We start from the raw sequence: 16715 nt of genomic DNA on the forward strand, positions 1-16715 counted from the left end.
GGCCGCCTGGAGCCCTCCGCGTCCTTCGAACTGCACCGGCCACTTGTCGACCTCATTGGGCCCTTCCAGCGCAGCCACCACCCCCGGGTACGCCTTCGCCAGGGCGCGCGCCCAGGCAACGTAGTTGTCGATCCCCACCTTCGGGTTGAGCAGGAGGTCGAAGCGGACGCCGCGGTCGGCCAGCCGCTCGAACACGGGCTGGGTGCTTGCGTTGATGTGATCCCGCAGGGTCCGGACCCCAAGGTACGCCATGGCCTCGGCCACCTTCGAGGTTTCGGAATAGGGATAATGACCAGGCCAGCTCACATGGCCGTTGACGCCGAGGCCGTCGATGAAGTCGGACGCGCGAATGGCCCGCTCGCCCGCTCCCAACGCGCCGGCGAAAGGGACGGCGCTTGCGCGGCCGTCGCGGAGCTGCGTCAGCGGGAGCAGGAGCGTCGCCAAGAAGGTCCTGCGGCGAAGGCGGGCACGCGACAAGCGAACCTCCTGGAGCCGGTTCCTTGGCACCTAACCTGACCGTCGTCACCCGGACCTGATCCAATGATCAAGAGCCGATCCAGGTAGCGCCGCACGTCGGCCAAAGAAGGCGGCCCGGGCGCACGCGCCCGGGCCGCTTCATGCGTCGCGATGGCTGCAGATCAGGCGAAGATGAAGTTGCCGCTCTGCAGGCTGCTGGCCTGAATGCCTTGCAGGAGCATGCTCGTGTCGTTCAGCGTGATCAGCGCCCCCTCGCTCGTCTGAGTAAGCACGTAGCCGTACTGGTTGGCGCCGAATGCGCTCAGGTCGACCCGTTCGTAGAGATTGAAGTCGACGACCCGATCGTGACCGCCGCCGGGCTGCATCACGAAGAAGTCTATGGCGTCCGAACCCCCGGTCAGGGTGTCGTTGCCTACGTTCCCCGACAGGATGTCGCGGCCGCCTTCGCCGAAGATCCGGTCGTCGCCCTGACCACCGTGGGCCGTGTCGTTGCCGAAGCCGCCGTAGATCACGTCGGCGCCCTTGGACCCGTTCAGCAGGTCGCCGCCGTCCAAGCCGTACAGGGTGTCGGCGCCGTCGGTGCCGAACTTGCTGTCGTTGGTGGCCGAGCCGGTCCAGCTCACGCCCGGAACGGGTGCGGGGGCGGGAGCCGGCGGCGGGGTCAGAACCGGGAGCTTGGCCGCGTCAGGATTGTTGAAGATGAAGTTCCCGACCTGAAGATTCGCGGCCTGCACGCCCTTCAGGAGCATGCTGGTGTCGCCGAGGGTGATGAGCGCGCCTTCGCTCGTCTGCGAGAGGGTGAAGGCGTGCTCGTTCGCGCCGAACGCGCGCATGTCCACCCGTTCGGAGAGGGCGAAGTCGCTCACGACGTCATGGCCGCCTTCCGGCTCGAAGACGAAGAAGTCCACATCGTTCAGACCGCCGGCGAGGGTGTCGTTGCCGCGGTTCCCATGCAGGATGTCGCGGCCATCGTCGCCGAAGATGCGGTCGTCGCCCTGGCCGCCCAGGAGGGTGTCGTTCTGGACGCCGCCGTAGATGAGATCGGCGCCCTTTCCTCCGTTCAGGAGGTCCGTACCGCCGAGACCCATCAGGGTGTCGGCGCCCTCGGTGCCGAATTTGGAATCGCCGGCGTTCTTCCCGGTCCAGTTCTCGCCCGTCGCGGGAACAGGCGGAGGCGTGGGGGTCGGCGTCGGAGTGGGCGTCGGAGCGGGGGCAGGAGCCTGGGAGCCTGCGACCTCGATGATCAGAGGATGATCCGTCAGCGACACCGTGACCTTGCTGACGTTGCTGAGCGTCTGGATCGGCTTGTCGCTCACCAGCGGATCGTAGACGAACACCCGGCCATAGGTTGCGCCCAGATCGACGTCGACGGTGGAGGTGGGCGCGGTAATCGCGCGGTGGGCCACCTGGTCCCAGATGTCGGGCTCGGTCCAAACCACGATGTCGTACGCGCCGTCATCCTCCTGGAAGATCAGGCTCGAGCCCTGCGCGGGCATCCCGCTCAGCGTGTAGGCAGGCGCCGCGATCGAGGATCCGACGCCGGACGACGTCGTGAGGATCTCGGTCAGGTTATGCAGCGCGTGCGCCGCCGGCTTGGGCGTCCAGTCGTGGCGGTACAGGCCATAATGACTCTCGATGTCGTTGACGCCGGCGTTCTGCGACTCGACGAGCTCGTAGATGTAGGTGGCCGCGACGTTGTGCTTGGCGGCGGCCATCAGAGAGTTGAGAATCTGCTTGGCCTGCACCTCCTCGCTCACGCCGATGGCGGAGCCGGGAGACGTGGTCGAGCCGGTCTCGGTGATCACCGTGGGACGACCCGGCGCGCTCCACTGGCCGGAGTTTATATAGCCCTGCAGCGTGTATTTGGTGTCGGAGAAGCTGTAGCCCCAGGACTGTTGGCCAGCCTGGTAATAGGTGTGAACGTTGGCGAAGTCCGTGTACGCCGCCAGGTTGCCGATCGCGGCGTATTCAGCGGAGTCGATACCGGCGAGGGTCAGGTTGTAGACCGGCACATCCTTCAGCGTCGGATCTGCGTTGGCCTTCGTGAACAGCGCCTTTTGCGTTTCGCGCGCGGCCGCATATCCGGTGAAGCCGCCGTAGGTCACCGGCCAGTTGTCCACCTCATTGGGCCCTTCCAGGGCGACGACAGAGCCGGGGTGGGTCTGCGCGAGATTCCGCGCCCAGCCGATGTAGTTGTCGATCCCGACCACCGGGTTCAGCAGCAGATCGAACTGGATCCCGTTCGCCGCGAGCTGATTGTAGATGTTGATCGAGCTCGAGTTGATATAGTCCCTGATCGTATCGATGCCCAGGTAATCGAGCGCGCCTATAACCTTGGATGTCTCGGAGTAGGGGTAGTAGTTCGGCCAGCTGATGTGGACGTTGACGCCTAGTGTCTCGGTGAAATTCTCTGCATCCAAAATCGGCATGCTGAAACGACCTGCTTCCTGTGCTTTGGCCCCGCCCTGGCCGGCCGAACGCTTATCGGGGTGGCCATCTGAGGGTTAGTGACAGGGTGTCGCAGTGTTGAGCACGGACGGCGCAGAGATCGGAGCCTGGTGTCCGAAATCTGGCAAGAAGATCTTCGTTATCTCGATGAAGGCTCAAGAGATCAGGCGAACCACGTTGTTATGGCTGGCGATCTTCGACCGGGCGCCTTCGGCGGCAGGTCTTCGGACCGCCACATTCTTCTGAGGGTCGCGACCGTCCGCCGCAGCCGCGCTTCGCGAGTGCTGGCCGAGAGTACCTCGCAGGGTTGAAAGGCCAAGCTCCCGTTGCTGTGCGCAAATGTCCAAAGGCCCCAAGGCTCAGGCTGCACGCCCCGTCATGCGAGCGACTCGGATCCGGGCGACCTCGCGCCGCCAGCGGTGGGTGACAATTCCCATATGATGGTTGAAGGGCGCGACCGGCGTTGCGGTCCGACAGACCTAGACTGAATCTCCAGGGCGCCGCAGCGGCGCATCATGGGTGTCATGACGGCGCCGGCGCGGAGACAACCGCAGGTCAGCTCATTGATCATCGTCGTCATCGCGACCGCTGGCAGGCCTCGCCAGGTTGAGGACAGCCTCGCGCTGCTCCGGCTGCAGAGCCGCCGGCCCGACCTCGTGGTTGTGTCGGCGACGGCTTCGAGCGACCTGCCCCAGCACATGGACCAACTCCGGGCGCGGCTGCCTTTCACGACCGAGCTGCTTTTCGGCTCAAAGGGGCTCACACGTCAGCGGAACCGCGCGCTCGAACGGGTCCAGGCGCTCGCGGCGAATGACGTCAGCCGCGGCGGGGTCGTGTTCTTCGACGACGATTTCGTTCCCCGGGAAGATTGGCTCGAGAACGCCGCCGCGGAGTTCTCGGCCCGTCCCGGATGCGTGGGACTGACGGGCGTCCTCCTCGCCGACGGCGCCAACGGTCCCGGCTACGACGTGGCTCAGGCCTCGCAGATGATCCGCTCGGGCGAAGCGGTGCTGAGAGGGCCAAGGGCGCGCGCGGGAGCGGTGCGGGCTCTCTACGGTTGCAACATGGCGCTTTGCGGCGAGGTGGCGGTTCGCGTCCGGTTCGACGAACAGCTGCCGCTCTACGGCTGGCTGGAGGATGAGGACGTCTCTGGCCAATTGCGGAAGCTTGGGCGGCTCTTCCGATCCGATCGGCTCGTGGGCGTGCACCTGGGCGCCAAGTCGGGGCGAGTCTCCGGCCGAGATTACGGCTATTCCCAGATCGCGAACCCGCTCTACCTGGTTCGGAAGGGCACCTATCCGGTGTCCAGCGCCGCCATGCTGATGGCGCGCAATCTGGCCTCGAACCTCGTCAAGGCGCCGTTCCCGGAACCATACGTCGATCGCGCGGCGCGGCTCCGTGGCAACCTGCTGGCGATCACCGACCTTGCACGCGGCCGGCTGCACCCGTGCGGGGCGGCCGAACTGCGCTGATGCTAATCCGCGACGGCCACGCCGCGCCTCGCCGGCCGCTGCCACGCACGGTGGTGCCGTAGTGTCCGGTCGATCCCCTGGTCTAGGCTGACACGCGGCTTCCAGCCGAGCGCCCTCAGCCGCGAGCAGTCGAGGAGGGGCGGCGCCACCGTGCGGATGGTCTCCGGCTGGCCGGGAGCGAACCGCAGCTGCGCGCGCGTTCCGGGACAGCGGGCGAGCACCGCGCGGGCAAGCTCCGCGATCGACACGGTCGCCTTCTCGTTGGCGACGTTGCAGGTCAGGTTCTCCGGCGCCGTGATCAGGTGCAAGACGCCGCAAACCGCATCACTGACATAGGTGTAGCTCCGCCGAGCCTCCCCGCTTGAGAGGAGCACAATGTCCTGGCCGGTGAGCGCCTGGCGCATGAAGTAGGTCTGGACGCGCGGATCCTCCAGCGACATGCCGGGCCCGTAGGTGTGAGCCAGCCGAGCGATGCGGTAGCCCACCCCGTGCTGATGCCCGAAGGCGACACAGAGCGTTTCCGCCAGCCGCTTGCTCTCGGGATAGGCGCTCCGCAGGTCCAGGCTGTCGAGCACGCCCGCCGCTTCCTCGCTGATCCGCTCGCCGCCGTCCGGCTTCGCTTGGCCGTAGACCTCGGCGGAGGACAGCAGGCAGAACACGGCGCCCCGCTCGCGCGCGGCTTCCAGCAGGCGCGCCGATCCGAGCGCATTGGCTGCGATCACGCCCACCGGGTCCCGGCGGAACGCCGCCGGGTCCGCAGGGCTGGCGGCGTGCACGATGTAATCCAGTGGAGGCAGCGGCGGGAGCGGCTGGGCAGGGTCGTGGACCAGGATCTCGAGCGCGCCGGCGCGGGGATCGCGGGAGAACAGATCCCGGGCCACCTCGCCACGACGGGTCATGGCGATGATCCGGGCGGGCGCGGTCCTGTCTCGCACTGCGAGGAGGGTATGGATCAGATACTGGCCCACCATGCCGGTAGCGCCCGTCACAAGGATACTTCGGCCGGCCAGCGCTCCCCATGGCAGCGCCTCGCCGAGAAGCACCTCGACGTCCTCTCTCTGGACGTCGCTGATCACGCGACGTTTGCGCCCTGGACCGGGTCGAGCGCGCCGGAGTCCAGCAGGAGGGAGAACTGCAGAAGGTCGAATTCCGTGGTGAGCTTCACGTTGCCGCGAAGCCCCGACACCATTCTCAGCCGACAACCGTAGTGGGTCATCAGCTGGGCCTCGTCGACGAACCGGCCCTGGAGCCCTTCGTCCATAGACCGCCTGTTTGCCCGGTGGACCTCGCCCAACGGAAAGGTCTGCGGCGCCTGGAGCACGTACATGAGGTCTCGCTGAGGGACTTCATCGATGGTCCGCGCGCCGTCCACCGATCGGGCGATGGTCTCGAAGCAGGGAATGGCGCTGATCGCCCCGCCGTACTTGTAGGTGGCCGCGATGTTGCGGGTGATCAGGTCGGCGTTGATGATCGGCCGCACGCCGTCGTGGATGAGGGTGGCGGTGCGCTCATCGACGCCGTCTTCGACGGCGCTCTCCAGGGCGTTGAAGATCGACGCCAGCGCGGTGGCGCCGCCGCTTACGATCCGCCGCACCTTCTCGATCCGGTAGCGCCTGACGAGCGACCAGGCGTGCGGGATGAAGGGTTCCAGACAGGCGATGTAGATGCCCGACACCTTCGGGTGATCCTGGAAGTGCTGCAGGGTATGCGCCAGCACCGGCCGGTCCCCGGCGACGACGAACTGCTTGGGAAGCCCCGGGCGATGCATCCGCGTTCCGGCCCCGCCGGCGAAGATCACCGCGATCGCGTCCTTGGGTCCGTCACGCATCGGCGCTTCCTTATCTGGCCTTGGCCTACGCCGATCGCCGAGCGCGCGATTGATCGTTTGATCGGTTCGCCGGAGAGAAGGTCACGACGCGCAGGTCTCGGCGTGCGCCCAGACCTGAGCCGTCGTCGGTCAAGTTCCTCTCGGAAGGCCGTCCTGAAAGCCTCCGCGTCGACGAGGCCTGGGCGGAGGCCGAGGCTGGCCTGCGTCTCGTGACGCTGTCGCGCTCGCCAATCGGTTCCAGTCGCCAGGGCTTCGAAGAAGCCGGTGAGCTCGAGGGGCGTCTCGACGATGAGGCCCGGCGCAATCTTCACCATGCTGGGTTCGCTGAAACCGCGGCCGGCGATGTAGTCGGACAGGTCCGGGCAATACAGGACCAAGGGCCGGTCCAGGTCGAGATACTCGACCCATGCGCTGGAGTAGTCGCTGATCATCCCGGCCGAGGCTGCGATCAACTGATATAGCGTCACGCCGTTGGCGAGCAGCTCTTCGGTGGTCACCACGTGCAGGCCGCCGCCGTCGAAGCGCGAAACGTCCAGCGGATGCGGCTTCACGACGACCTTGACCCCCGCGGCGTCCGCGAGGCCCTGGAGCGCAGAGACGGGGTCCATGCCGGCGGCGTCCACCCTGGCGCGCAGGTCGGGCGCGTCCCGCCACCTGGGGCCAGCCGCGCCATTGCTGCCGCGGTAGGTCGGCATCCACAGGACGAAGCGCTCCTGTTCCAGGCCCAGTCTCGCCAGGCTGGCGGGCGGCGCCGGGTGGCTGAACGCAATCTCCCGCGGATTGCCGCAGCACCGCAGACGAGCATCGGCGGCCCCCAGCCATCGGGCGGCCGCAGCGCCCCAAACGGGGGTGTTGCAGAAGAGGACGGAGAACGGAATACGGGCCGAGAAGGCGGCGTTGTCGTTCGCCTTGGGGCCGTAGCCGTGCCAGAGGTTGATCACGAGCTTCCGGTCGGTCAGGTCCGGCGAACCGTAGAGCCCGTGCGTGAAGAGCAGGACCTCCGCCGCACTGGCGCGCAGAAGGCCCGTGATGGAATTCTTTGCGACCACCTCCACCGCCGAGGGATCCCGGCAGACGAGGCGGAGGTAGCCGGCGGCCAGGTCGGGCTTGTCGGCGAGCAGGGTCACGCGCAAGCCGGGCATGCCCGCGAGCAATGCGGCGGCGTAGAGGCTGTTCTCTTCGTGGTCGGGCCAGCCGTACACGCAGACGCGTCCGCGCGTGTGGAGGATCCCGCTCAGCTGGCGATGCAGCGCGGCGACGCTCGCGCGCCCCCACTCGGCGGAGCCGCGTCGCGCCGTTCGCAGCAAGGCGATGGTCCTGAGCTCGTCCAGCGGAGGATCCTCTCGACGTCAGCAGAGCGCGCAGGATGGCGGATATCGGAGACCGTCCCCCGCCCGAACTGACGCGCGTTCGATCAATTGACGGATCAGGCGACGCCGGACGTTTGCGCGGCCGGCCGAGCCACGTCCTGCTGTCGTCCTGTTTCCAGGGGATCGCGGGATGTCCAGGATCTTGGTGATCGGCAAGTTCTACGCGCCCTTCAACGGCGGCATCGAACGCAACACTACGGCGCTATGCGAGCGCCTCGCCGTCGATCACGACGTCACGGCCGTCGTCTTCAACCATGAGCCCGGAGAGCTCTCGGAAGTCCGGAACGGCGTGCGCGTGAGGCGCCTGCCCGCCGGTCGGCGGCTGAAGGGCCAGCCGCTGACCACGAGGTTGTTCGGAGCGTTCGACATCACGGAGTACAACCTCATCCACTTCCACGCGCCCAACCCGCTAGCCTCCGTCGCACTGCTGGCCGAGATGGCGCGAAAGCCTCGCCCGCCGCTGGTGATCACGCACCACATGGACATGCGCCCGACGGGGCCGTTGCGCTGGGCCGCGCGCGCCGCCTACAGCCGGCTACTCGACGCGGCCCACACGGTCATGGTCTCGTCCAAGAAGAACGTCGCCATCTCGGGCGACCTCCGACCTGGGCTGAACTACGCGGCCATCCCGTTCGGCGTCGTCCCTGAAGACTACGTCGTCTCGGCGGCTGAACGCCGCGCAGCCCAGTCCTGGCGCCGCGCGCGGGCCGGCGACGCCGCGACCTTCGGCTTCGTGGGTCGACACGCGCGCTACAAGGGCCTGGACGTGCTCGTGAAGGCCCTGGCGGAGACGCCGGACGCGCACGCCTTCATCGCGGGCGACGGCACTCATCGTGCGCCCGCCGAGGCGCTGGCGCGCTCGCTGGGGGTGCAGGATCGAGCGCACTTCCTCGGCGAGGTCAGTGAAACCGGCAAGCTTCGGCTGTTCGCCGCCTCCGACGCCTTTGTCCTCCCCTCGACCGAAGTCACCGAAGCCTTCGGCATCGCCCAGCTCGAGGCCATGGCGGCGGGCCTTCCGGTGATCGCCAGCAATCTTCCGACGGGCGTGACGGATGTTACGGTGCACGGGATCAGCGGCCTGCTGTGCCCGCCCGGAGACCACGTCGCGTTGAGCGCCGCCATGCGCAGGCTCGCCTCGGACGGCGTCCTGCGCGCCGCTCTTGCCGCCGGCGCCCAACGGCACGTGCGCCAGTGGTTCGACGAAGAGGTGGTCCTCGCGCGCGCTGTCGAGACGCTCGAGGCCGCTTTGGTTGGGATGAAGCGTCGCGATCGAGCGCGTCGGCCGGCGTCAGGCGGGTGCGACGTCCGTCACCATCAACTGGCCGAACACGCCTAACAGGTTCTGTTCGAAGCGCGCCGGAGAAAAGCGGGCTCGCGCCATGGACCTCGCCGCCCGTCCGATCTGTGCGGCGCGCTGTCCGAGGGCGCTGTCCAGCGCCATCGCCAGTGCGGCCGGCGCCTCGGGCGGAACGATCCATCCGGTCGTGCCGTCCTCTATGATCTCGCGAACGCCGCCGACTGAGGTCGCGACACAGGGCCGGCCAAGGGCGGTCGCTTCCAGGAGGACGGTTGGAAGGCTTTCGAGCCTCCGCGACGGAAGGGCGACCACGTCCATAGCGGTCATCAGTTCGGCGATGTCGCTGCGGCGCCCCAGGAAATGGACGCGGTCTGTTAGCCCCAGACTGGTGGCGAGCGCGCGCAGGTCCGCCACGTAGGAGTCGTTCTGCGCATAGCTGAGTTCGCCCACGATCCAGAGCTGGGCGGCCCGGTGGGTCGCCGACAGCCGGGCCAGAGCCTGGATGAGGTCGGCGTGTCCTTTCCTCGGTTCGAGCACGCCGAACACGCCGATGTGCGGACCTGGGCCGAGGCGGGCCGGTTGGGGGCGTCCAAAGAAGACGGGCTCCGCGGCGTTGTAGACGAGATGGATCCGTTCCTCTTCGACCCCAAGGCCGCGGATCAGTTCCCGTCCCTCATTCGAGACGCACACGAAGGCGTCACATCGCTTCCGTAGCCAGCCCTGCAGGGCCACGTACTGCCGCGGCGCGGGCAGGGTCTCGTGGACGTGCAGGACCAGCCGCGCCCCTGCGGGTCCCGCGGCCCGCGCCGCCTGCAGCGCGCCGATCGGATGATGCGCGTGGATCACGTCCACGCGGGCGTCGGCCGCAAGAGCGGCGAGGGCGCCGCTGTTGGCGGCTGTCGCCCAGGCGCTCCGCGCCAGGTCGGAGATGACGCCACGACGCCCGCTCAGTCCCCGGATCGGTCGCCATTCCAACCCGGCGTCGAGAACGGCGGCCTGCAAGGCTCCCCCCGGCGGACAGGCGACCATCGCCCTCCCGCCCGCGGCAGAGACGGCCCGCGCGCTGTCGAGCGAGATCCGTTCCGCCCCGCCAACGAACGGGACGCGGCAGATCTCCAGCACGCGTCTGTCCTGCATGGACCGGCCGGCGGTGGTTGGGAGAGGGCTGCTCTGCAAGGGACCGCTCCTTCAGCGGTGGGCGCGGGTCCATAGGGTGCGTGCCTGACGGCGCCGGCCACGCCAAATGATCACGCGCGCGCTGCGCCGGCCTGGGAAGCTGCTGCACGGTCGCGGGCCGTCGCGCGCGGCGTGGGGGCGGACCCTGGTGACACATGGACGGGACCCAAGAGCTCCACGACTTATCGCCATCACGGCGGAGATCATCCTGCGACGAAGGCGAAGAGGTGCTGGCGGCCGCGCGTCAGGCGCTGCATCCGCTCGACCCTGCAAGCGCGGAGCTTACGCTCTTGAGAGCGCCGCTCGTCTCCAACAAGGCGGTGCTTTACTTCCTCGGGCGGCGCTCGGGCCGGCCGCTCTACGTCGTCAAGGCGCCGAGCTGCGCGGCCGGGTTGACCGCAGCGGCCGAGTACAGCGCCCTTCGCCAGTGTCATGCTTGGTGGGCGGCTGAGGACCGCCATCGCGTCGCCCAGCCGCTGGCGCTTCTGCGGCCGCCGGATGCGTATCTGATGGTCCACGTGCCGGGGCCGCCCCTGTCCCATGTGTTGTCGCAACCCCTTCTGCAGCCGCGCCGCGCGCTGGCGGCGACCGCCGCCGCCGGCGACTTCCTGCGCCGCTTCCACAGGCATGCGCGATACGGCGCGATGGAGGTGGATGTGCTGGAGCTCGTCGGCAAGATCCGCGAGGTCGAGGCGAGCGAGATGCGGGCCGCCGGCCTGGCCCTGCCGGCGCGGGTCGCGCGCATCCTTGACGCCGCGCCGCGTGAGCGCCTCTGCGGACCTTGCGTTCGCCTGCACGGGGATTACGCGCCGCGGAACCTCATCCTGTGGAGGGACGGCGAGGTGGCCATGATCGATCCGGTGCTCGACGCGGCGGGGCCTGCCGAGGAGGACCTGGCTACCTTTCTGAGCATGTTGTCCTCGGCCTCTATCTTCGCGGCCGGCTTGGCGCTGCCGCCCATGAGACGCCTGCGCCTGAATCTCGAGGGGGCGTTCCGGACAGCCTACGGAGTCGACGTCGTTTCCCCGGTCATCCTACGGCTGACGCTGATCCGGAAGCTGATGCGGCGCTGGGCATATCGGCGAGGGCGCCGCCTTGGTTCCCTGGAGCGTCGGCTAGCGTCGCTGCGCGAGCGGCTCATCGACGCCCAGATGCGGGCTCTGCTCGAGGAATGCGCCATGGAGCTGCCCTGGGGCGGCACGAGGTAAGGCGAGAGCGACACGGTGGCGGGCCGGCTCTCGCCGCTCGAACCGCCTGCTAAGTCAAATGATCACGCGGCATGCTGCTGACCGCCGCCAGATGGCGCAGCAAGCCCAGGCAGGCGACCTGCCGCCGCGCCTGGCTGCGCCGGATCTAGAACAGGGAAGGCGGCACTATGAACGCGTCGGCGCCGGCACCATTCCGCGGAGCTCGGTTCGGGCCCATCGCCACCGTGCGACAGACTGAGATCCAGCCTCAGCAGGTGCTGGACCCCCGCCGCTGGCTTGGCGTGGCGCTGAGGCATGCCAGGCTGTTCCTGGCTGTGTTCGGGGTCGTGTTGCTCGCGACCGTGGCGATCACGTTCCTGCAGGAGCCGAAATACTCCGCCACCGCACATGTCCTGCTCGATCCCCGCAAGGAGCGCATCTCGAACGAGGCCGAAGTGCTTTCCGAGCTGCCGACCGACTCCGCTGCGGGGTCCTATGTGGTGGACACGGAGGTGGAGATCATCCGCTCGCCGAAGCTCGCGCGGCGGGTGGCGGACGTCCTGGGACTCGAACAGGATCCGGAATTCAACCGACGCCTTAAGGATGAAGAGGCCGGTACGGCGCCGGCGCAGATCTCGGAGCGGGACAAGCGCGCCGTCGCGGCGAATGTCTCCCGCCGCCTGGGCGCCCGGCGCGCCGGCCTGACCTACATCATCGACATCTCCTTCACCTCGAAGGATCCGGCGAAGGCGGCCCGCATCGCGAATACGTTCGCCGACCTCTACATCCTGGGCCAGCTCGAGGCGAAGTTCGGCGCCAACGAACAGGCCACCAAGTGGCTTCAGGCCCGAATGACCCAGCTGCAGACGCAGGTGCTCAACGACGAGGCGGCGGTGCAGCAGTACAAGATCGACAACAATCTGCTGAGCGCATCGGGCGCCAGCCTGACGGAGCAGGAGATTTCCGCGCACCAGGCGAGCCTGGCGGCGGCGCGGGTGCAGGTGGCGGAGGACGCCGCCCGGCTGCGGACCGCGCGGGCGCAGCTCGCCCGCGGCTCCCTTGGGGACGACGTCGGCGAAGCGTTGGCCTCGCCCGTCGTGCAGGAGCTGCGCAAGCAGCGCGCCGAGGTGAGCCGCCGGGTGGCGGAACTCGAGGTCAGCTTCCGCGACGGCTACCCCGAACTGGACAAGGCCAAGAGCCAGCTTCGGGACATCGACGCGAGCATCCAGGCGGAAATCCAGCGTACGATCACGAACCTGCAGGCCAGGCTCAACGTCTCGCAGCAGCGCGCCGCCGCCATCGCCGGCAACCTTGGGGGCGCGAAGGGCCAGCTGACCTCAAACACGCGAGCGCTCGTCAGGCTGAACGAACTGGAGCGCAATGCCGAAGCTTCCCGTGTCCTTTATGCGAGCTATCTCAACCGGTTCAAGGAGACGAGCTCACAGCGCGGCCTGGCTCAGGCGGACGCTCGCATCGCCTCGGAGGCCGCCGCTCCGCTCAAGCCCACTTCGCCCAACAAGAAGCTGAACCTTCTGCTCGGCGCGGTGGCCGGGCTGGGACTCGGCGGGTTGGCCGTCGCGGCGGCCGAATTCATGCGGGACGGACTGCGCACGAGCGAGGATGTCGAGCAGCATCTCGGACGTGAGTACCTGGGAGCGATCCCGGAACTGTCTTCCCTGTCGAAGCCTCGGGGCAGCGTCCGCAAGAGGCTCCAGGGCAGACCCATGGACTATGTCGTGTCGCGTCCACTGTCGGCCTTCCCGGAGGCGTTCCGCAACCTCAAGGCTTCGGCCCTGTCGATGCAAGGAGAGCCCGTGCGGACAGTGGCGGTCACCTCGGCGCTACCCCGTGAAGGGAAGAGCACGGTCTCCATCTGCCTCGCTCGGACCGCCGCTCTGCAGGGCTGGAAGGTGCTGCTCGTGGACTGCGACCTGCGTCGGCCTGGACTGACCGAGGCCCTAGGGCTGCAGCCGCGCGCCGGCCTGATCGAGGTTCTGCGAGGCGGGGTTCAACTGGAGCAGGCCGTCGTCCGCGACGAAGCGAGCGGCGCCGATCTGCTGCTGCTGCCGGGCAAGGCAGACGCCACGAACGACGTCTTCGGCTCCAGCGCCATGGATCAGCTGCTGCATCGTATGAAGGGGCAGTACGACCTGGTCGTGCTCGACACCGCGCCGGTGCTGCCGGTCGCGGAGTCGCGGGTGCTGTCTGCGAAAGCGGACACGGTGATCTTCGCGGCAAGCTGGAACAAGACCCCCCGCCGGGCGGTGCAGAACGCCTTGAAGATCCTGGATGCGATGGGGGCGCGCGTCGCAGGCGTGACCCTGACCCGCGTTAACATGGAGCAGCAGGCCAGGGACGGCTACGGCGACGCCGACTACTACTTCAAGGATTATCGCTCCTACTACGCAGAGGCTTGAGGCGTCCGGCGCTCCACTGGAGCCCCGGTTCCCACGCCGCGCCGCCCCGAGCGCCGCCACGCCTTCCCTGAGTGAACCGTCGGAGGTCTACCGTCATGGCCGCGACCACCCCGTATTTCAGCGTCGTCGTCCCGACCTACAACCGCTCGCATCTGATCGGCCCGACCATCCGCTCTGTGCTCGCTCAGACACTCGCCGACTTCGAGCTGCTCGTCGTCGACGACGGCAGCACCGACGACACCGCGTCGGTGGTCCGGAGCTTCGGCGACCCCAGAGTGCGTTACCTGCCGATCAGCAATCGTGAGCGCGGGGCGGCGCGCAACCACGGCCTGCGCTGTGCGGTGGGCGAGTACGTGGTGTTCCTTGACTCCGACGACGAGTTCCAACCGCCCCACCTGGAAGTCCTGCAGCGCGCGATCCTGGCCCAGGCGCATCCGCCGAACTTCGTGGCGACCCGATACCGCTACAGAGTGGGCCACCGCTGGCGGCGCAGCCCGGCCTCGCGGGTTCAGCCGGGTTGGCGGGGCGCTGATGATTTCGCCCGCGGCAACTTCCTGGCCTGCAACGTCTGCGTCCGCCGCGCCAATCCCGACCTGCGCCCCTTCGAGGAGGATCGACGCTATGCGGCCGTCGAGGACTGGATGTTCCTCCTTGAGAACACCCAGGCTGACAAGCTGCTGCTGCTTGACGCTGAGACCGTGACGATGGTCGAGCACGACGAGCGTTCGATGCGGTCGAACAACCGCCTGGTCATCGAGCGTTTGGGCCTCGCCGTGCGCTGGATGGAGGAGCGCCTCGATCTGACCCCGCGCCAGCTTCGGCGGGTCCGAGGTCGGGCGTTCTGGCTCTGCGCTGTCCACGCCTATGCGGACGATCGCCGCGTGGAGGCGTGGGCGTTCGCACGCCAGGCGTTCGCCGGCATTCCTTGGCCCGAAGCCGTGATGCTGGTGGTGCGAATCCTGGTGGGCCCCAAGCTCGTCGGGCGCCTGAAGGCCGCCGGGTTCTAGGCGGGGCGCGAGCGCTCCTGCGGGAAAGCGGGGCGCCAGCGATCAAATGAAGCGGCGCGCACGTCGACCCGTCGCCTCATGGAGGCCGCCGCGAGCGAGCGTCGTCGGGCCAGGCGGATGCAGAAGCGCGGCGAGCCAGCCAGGACGAGGGATCGTCGATGCCGAACGCCGCCTTCATTGCAATTACGCCCAATGCGCCCATCAACGAGAGCGTGTTCACGCCGGGCAGCTACCAGGTCCAGAACCTGTCGACTGGCGGCGTCCTGATCACGAGCGTCAAGTTCGACCTCTCGACGGCGATCTTCCCAGGGCTGGTGTTCGACCCGTCGCCGACGGGATCTTCGGGCAACGAGCTCGGCAAGCCGTTCACCGTCGATCAGAACGTCGGCGGCATCACCGCCACATCGAGCGTCAGCAACCCCTATCAGGGCGAGGTGGGGCAGCTGCTGACTGTCAGTCTCGGCAGTTTCGATCCAGGCGACCAGCTGGCCTTCTCCATCGACATCGACCCGGCGCGCGTGACGACCAGCGATCCCGCCGCGGGGCCCCAGGGCAAGATGATCGGGCTCGAACTGATCGGCTCCACGGTCACGGTCACGTTTTCTGACGGCGTGACGAAGACCGGCGAGGTTTTCACCGACGGTTCGATCGGTGGGGCCGAGATCATTATCGACGACGGGCTCCTGGCCGCGCCGACCGTCACGGTCGCCGGCACATCCGGCGGGGTCGGGACCCTCTCGGGAGGTGTCGCCCAGGTGGCCATCGCGGGAGGACCGGCGAACGGGATCGTGCGCCTGGTGGTGGTCCGGGCGATCGACGAGCTCCTCGTTCCGCCGTCGAGTCCCTACGAAGCGCACCGCGCCACCGACATGCGCTACATCGACGTGCAGCTGGGGGCCAATGGCGCGGCCAATCTGTCGGTCGACCTGAGCGCCGGCGGCGCCTGGGCGCTGGGCGGCGGCATCTTCCACCTGACCGGCGCGGTGATCGACGCCCAGGGCGATGCGCAGAGCTTCGTCAGCGACATCAACCGGGTGCGCGTCGCCACGGATGCGGATGTCGACACCGACGGCGACGGCCTCGTCAACGGCAAGGACCGGTTCCAGCTCGACCCCGCCAACGGCGGCGGCAAGAACCTGGCGCAACTGGGCTCGGTCACTCTGGACTTCAACTCCGGCGCGACGCCGTTCGCGGCTGGTTTCACCGGGGTGATGAGCAACGGACAGGAGAGCCACACACAGCTTGGCGTTTCGGGCGCCGTGTCGGGTGGCAAGCTCACATTGCTCACGACGGCCGGCGACGCCAATGGCGACCTGAACACCCAGAAGAACGGCTACCAGTTCGGCGTGGATACGTCGGGCGTGCAGACCTTCACCGTCGAGGCCAAGGTGTTCAATCCGTTCGCCGGCGGGGTGGCGGTGGAGAACTACCGCCAGGCCGGGGTGCAGATCGGCGCCGGCAATCAGGACGACTACGCCAAGCTGGTCTTCCACTCGAACAATGGCGCAGCCGGCATCGAGTTCATGACGGAAATGGGCTTCGTTCCCGTCGGAACCACGAGCGCGCTCGGCGTGCCCGTTCAGAACGTCGCCTACGCGATGCTGTACATGGACATCGCCAAGACGGCGACCGGCGGCTCCATAACGCCGCGGTGGACCCTGCACGACGTGAACGGGGCGCAGATCGGCGCGGGCTCGCAGGCCGCTTCGGCGGTGACCGGAGCGCTGCTGGACGCGATCCAGGGCGACCTGACCACATCCGGCGTGCAGAGCGAACTTGCCGTGGGCGTGATCGCCACATCTTTCGGCTCAAGCGCGCCGATCTCCGTCAGCTGGGATCATCTGAAGATCTCGACGACGGAGGGGCCGCCGCCGCCGAGCAGCATCGCGCTGAACGTGGGTGGGCCGGAGGTGACGACGGGCGGGGTGAACTACCTGGCCGACCAGTACTTCTCGGGCGGAACGACGTTCACGGCGGCTTCGCCGATCGGCGCCACCACGGACGACGTGGTCTACCAGACCGAGCGCTACGGCTCG

Annotated in this window: 12 protein-coding genes; 6 read left to right on the plus strand and 6 right to left on the minus strand. The window is 68.0% G+C overall.

What is annotated here, in order from left to right; all coding sequences use genetic code 11:
- Nucleotides 1–444: hypothetical protein (locus RIF93_RS11240; protein WP_309091346.1), on the minus strand; the 444-nt coding region annotated here is incomplete at its 3' end.
- Between the two features lie 194 nt (nucleotides 445–638).
- A complete protein-coding gene (locus tag RIF93_RS11245; protein ID WP_309091348.1) occupies nucleotides 639–2897 on the minus strand; it encodes a calcium-binding protein in 2259 nt (752 codons plus the stop codon).
- 543 nt (nucleotides 2898–3440) lie between these two features.
- On the opposite strand from RIF93_RS11245, the gene RIF93_RS11250 reads away from it, so the two are divergent.
- On the plus strand, nucleotides 3441–4397 hold the full coding sequence (locus tag RIF93_RS11250; protein WP_309091350.1) for a glycosyltransferase family A protein: 957 nt from the start codon (nucleotides 3441–3443) through the stop codon (nucleotides 4395–4397).
- Between the two features lie 2 nt (nucleotides 4398–4399).
- Here RIF93_RS11250 and RIF93_RS11255 read toward each other — a convergent pair whose 3' ends face one another.
- Genes RIF93_RS11255 through RIF93_RS11265 form a run of 3 tightly spaced genes read right to left on the minus strand, consistent with a single transcriptional unit; the run spans nucleotide 4400 to nucleotide 7532 of the window.
- The gene (locus RIF93_RS11255; RefSeq protein WP_309091352.1) at nucleotides 4400–5473 is read right to left on the minus strand and encodes an NAD-dependent epimerase/dehydratase family protein; all 1074 of its coding nucleotides are present in this window, start codon (nucleotides 5471–5473) and stop codon (nucleotides 4400–4402) included.
- Complete coding sequence (locus tag RIF93_RS11260) at nucleotides 5470–6225, minus strand: IspD/TarI family cytidylyltransferase (protein ID WP_309091354.1); 756 nt, start codon at nucleotides 6223–6225, stop codon at nucleotides 5470–5472. The genes RIF93_RS11255 and RIF93_RS11260 overlap by 4 nt, the downstream gene beginning before the upstream one ends.
- Nucleotides 6192–7532, minus strand: a complete 1341-nt coding sequence (locus RIF93_RS11265) for a CDP-glycerol glycerophosphotransferase family protein (RefSeq protein ID WP_309091356.1) — start codon at nucleotides 7530–7532, stop codon at nucleotides 6192–6194. The genes RIF93_RS11260 and RIF93_RS11265 overlap by 34 nt, the downstream gene beginning before the upstream one ends.
- A gap of 193 nt (nucleotides 7533–7725) precedes the next feature.
- Between RIF93_RS11265 and RIF93_RS11270 the strand changes: the two genes are divergently transcribed.
- Nucleotides 7726–8931 carry a glycosyltransferase gene (locus tag RIF93_RS11270; protein ID WP_309091358.1) on the plus strand — a complete coding sequence of 402 codons (1206 nt, stop codon included), beginning with the start codon at nucleotides 7726–7728 and terminating at the stop codon, nucleotides 8929–8931.
- Here the strand turns inward: RIF93_RS11270 and RIF93_RS11275 are convergent.
- Nucleotides 8884–10029, minus strand: coding sequence for a glycosyltransferase family 4 protein (locus RIF93_RS11275; protein WP_309091359.1), 1146 nt, complete (start codon nucleotides 10027–10029; stop codon nucleotides 8884–8886). The genes RIF93_RS11270 and RIF93_RS11275 overlap by 48 nt on opposite strands.
- A 266-nt stretch (nucleotides 10030–10295) precedes the next feature.
- Between RIF93_RS11275 and RIF93_RS11280 the strand changes: the two genes are divergently transcribed.
- The 4 genes from RIF93_RS11280 to RIF93_RS11295 all read left to right on the plus strand — a co-directional run.
- Nucleotides 10296–11276, plus strand: coding sequence for a phosphotransferase (locus RIF93_RS11280; protein WP_309091360.1), 981 nt, complete (start codon nucleotides 10296–10298; stop codon nucleotides 11274–11276).
- A 167-nt stretch (nucleotides 11277–11443) separates the two neighbouring features.
- On the plus strand, nucleotides 11444–13672 hold the full coding sequence (locus RIF93_RS11285; RefSeq protein WP_309091362.1) for an AAA family ATPase: 2229 nt from the start codon (nucleotides 11444–11446) through the stop codon (nucleotides 13670–13672).
- Between the two features lie 95 nt (nucleotides 13673–13767).
- On the plus strand, nucleotides 13768–14679 hold the full coding sequence (locus tag RIF93_RS11290) for a glycosyltransferase family 2 protein (protein WP_309091364.1): 912 nt from the start codon (nucleotides 13768–13770) through the stop codon (nucleotides 14677–14679).
- Between the two features lie 158 nt (nucleotides 14680–14837).
- A partial coding sequence (locus RIF93_RS11295) for a hypothetical protein (protein WP_309091365.1) occupies nucleotides 14838–16715 on the plus strand: 1878 nt, incomplete at its 3' end.

Source organism: Phenylobacterium sp. (genome assembly GCF_031181185.1).
Taxonomy (GTDB): domain Bacteria; phylum Pseudomonadota; class Alphaproteobacteria; order Caulobacterales; family Caulobacteraceae; genus Phenylobacterium.

Coding starts and splice junctions, on each gene's coding strand:
- RIF93_RS11275 (WP_309091359.1), bottom strand. CDS start 10,029: ATGCAGGACAGACGCGTGCTGGAGATCTGCCGCGTCCCGTTCGTTGGC.
- RIF93_RS11250 (WP_309091350.1), top strand. CDS start 3,441: ATGGGTGTCATGACGGCGCCGGCGCGGAGACAACCGCAGGTCAGCTCA.
- RIF93_RS11270 (WP_309091358.1), top strand. CDS start 7,726: ATGTCCAGGATCTTGGTGATCGGCAAGTTCTACGCGCCCTTCAACGGC.
- RIF93_RS11285 (WP_309091362.1), top strand. CDS start 11,444: ATGAACGCGTCGGCGCCGGCACCATTCCGCGGAGCTCGGTTCGGGCCC.
- RIF93_RS11290 (WP_309091364.1), top strand. CDS start 13,768: ATGGCCGCGACCACCCCGTATTTCAGCGTCGTCGTCCCGACCTACAAC.
- RIF93_RS11260 (WP_309091354.1), bottom strand. CDS start 6,225: ATGCGTGACGGACCCAAGGACGCGATCGCGGTGATCTTCGCCGGCGGG.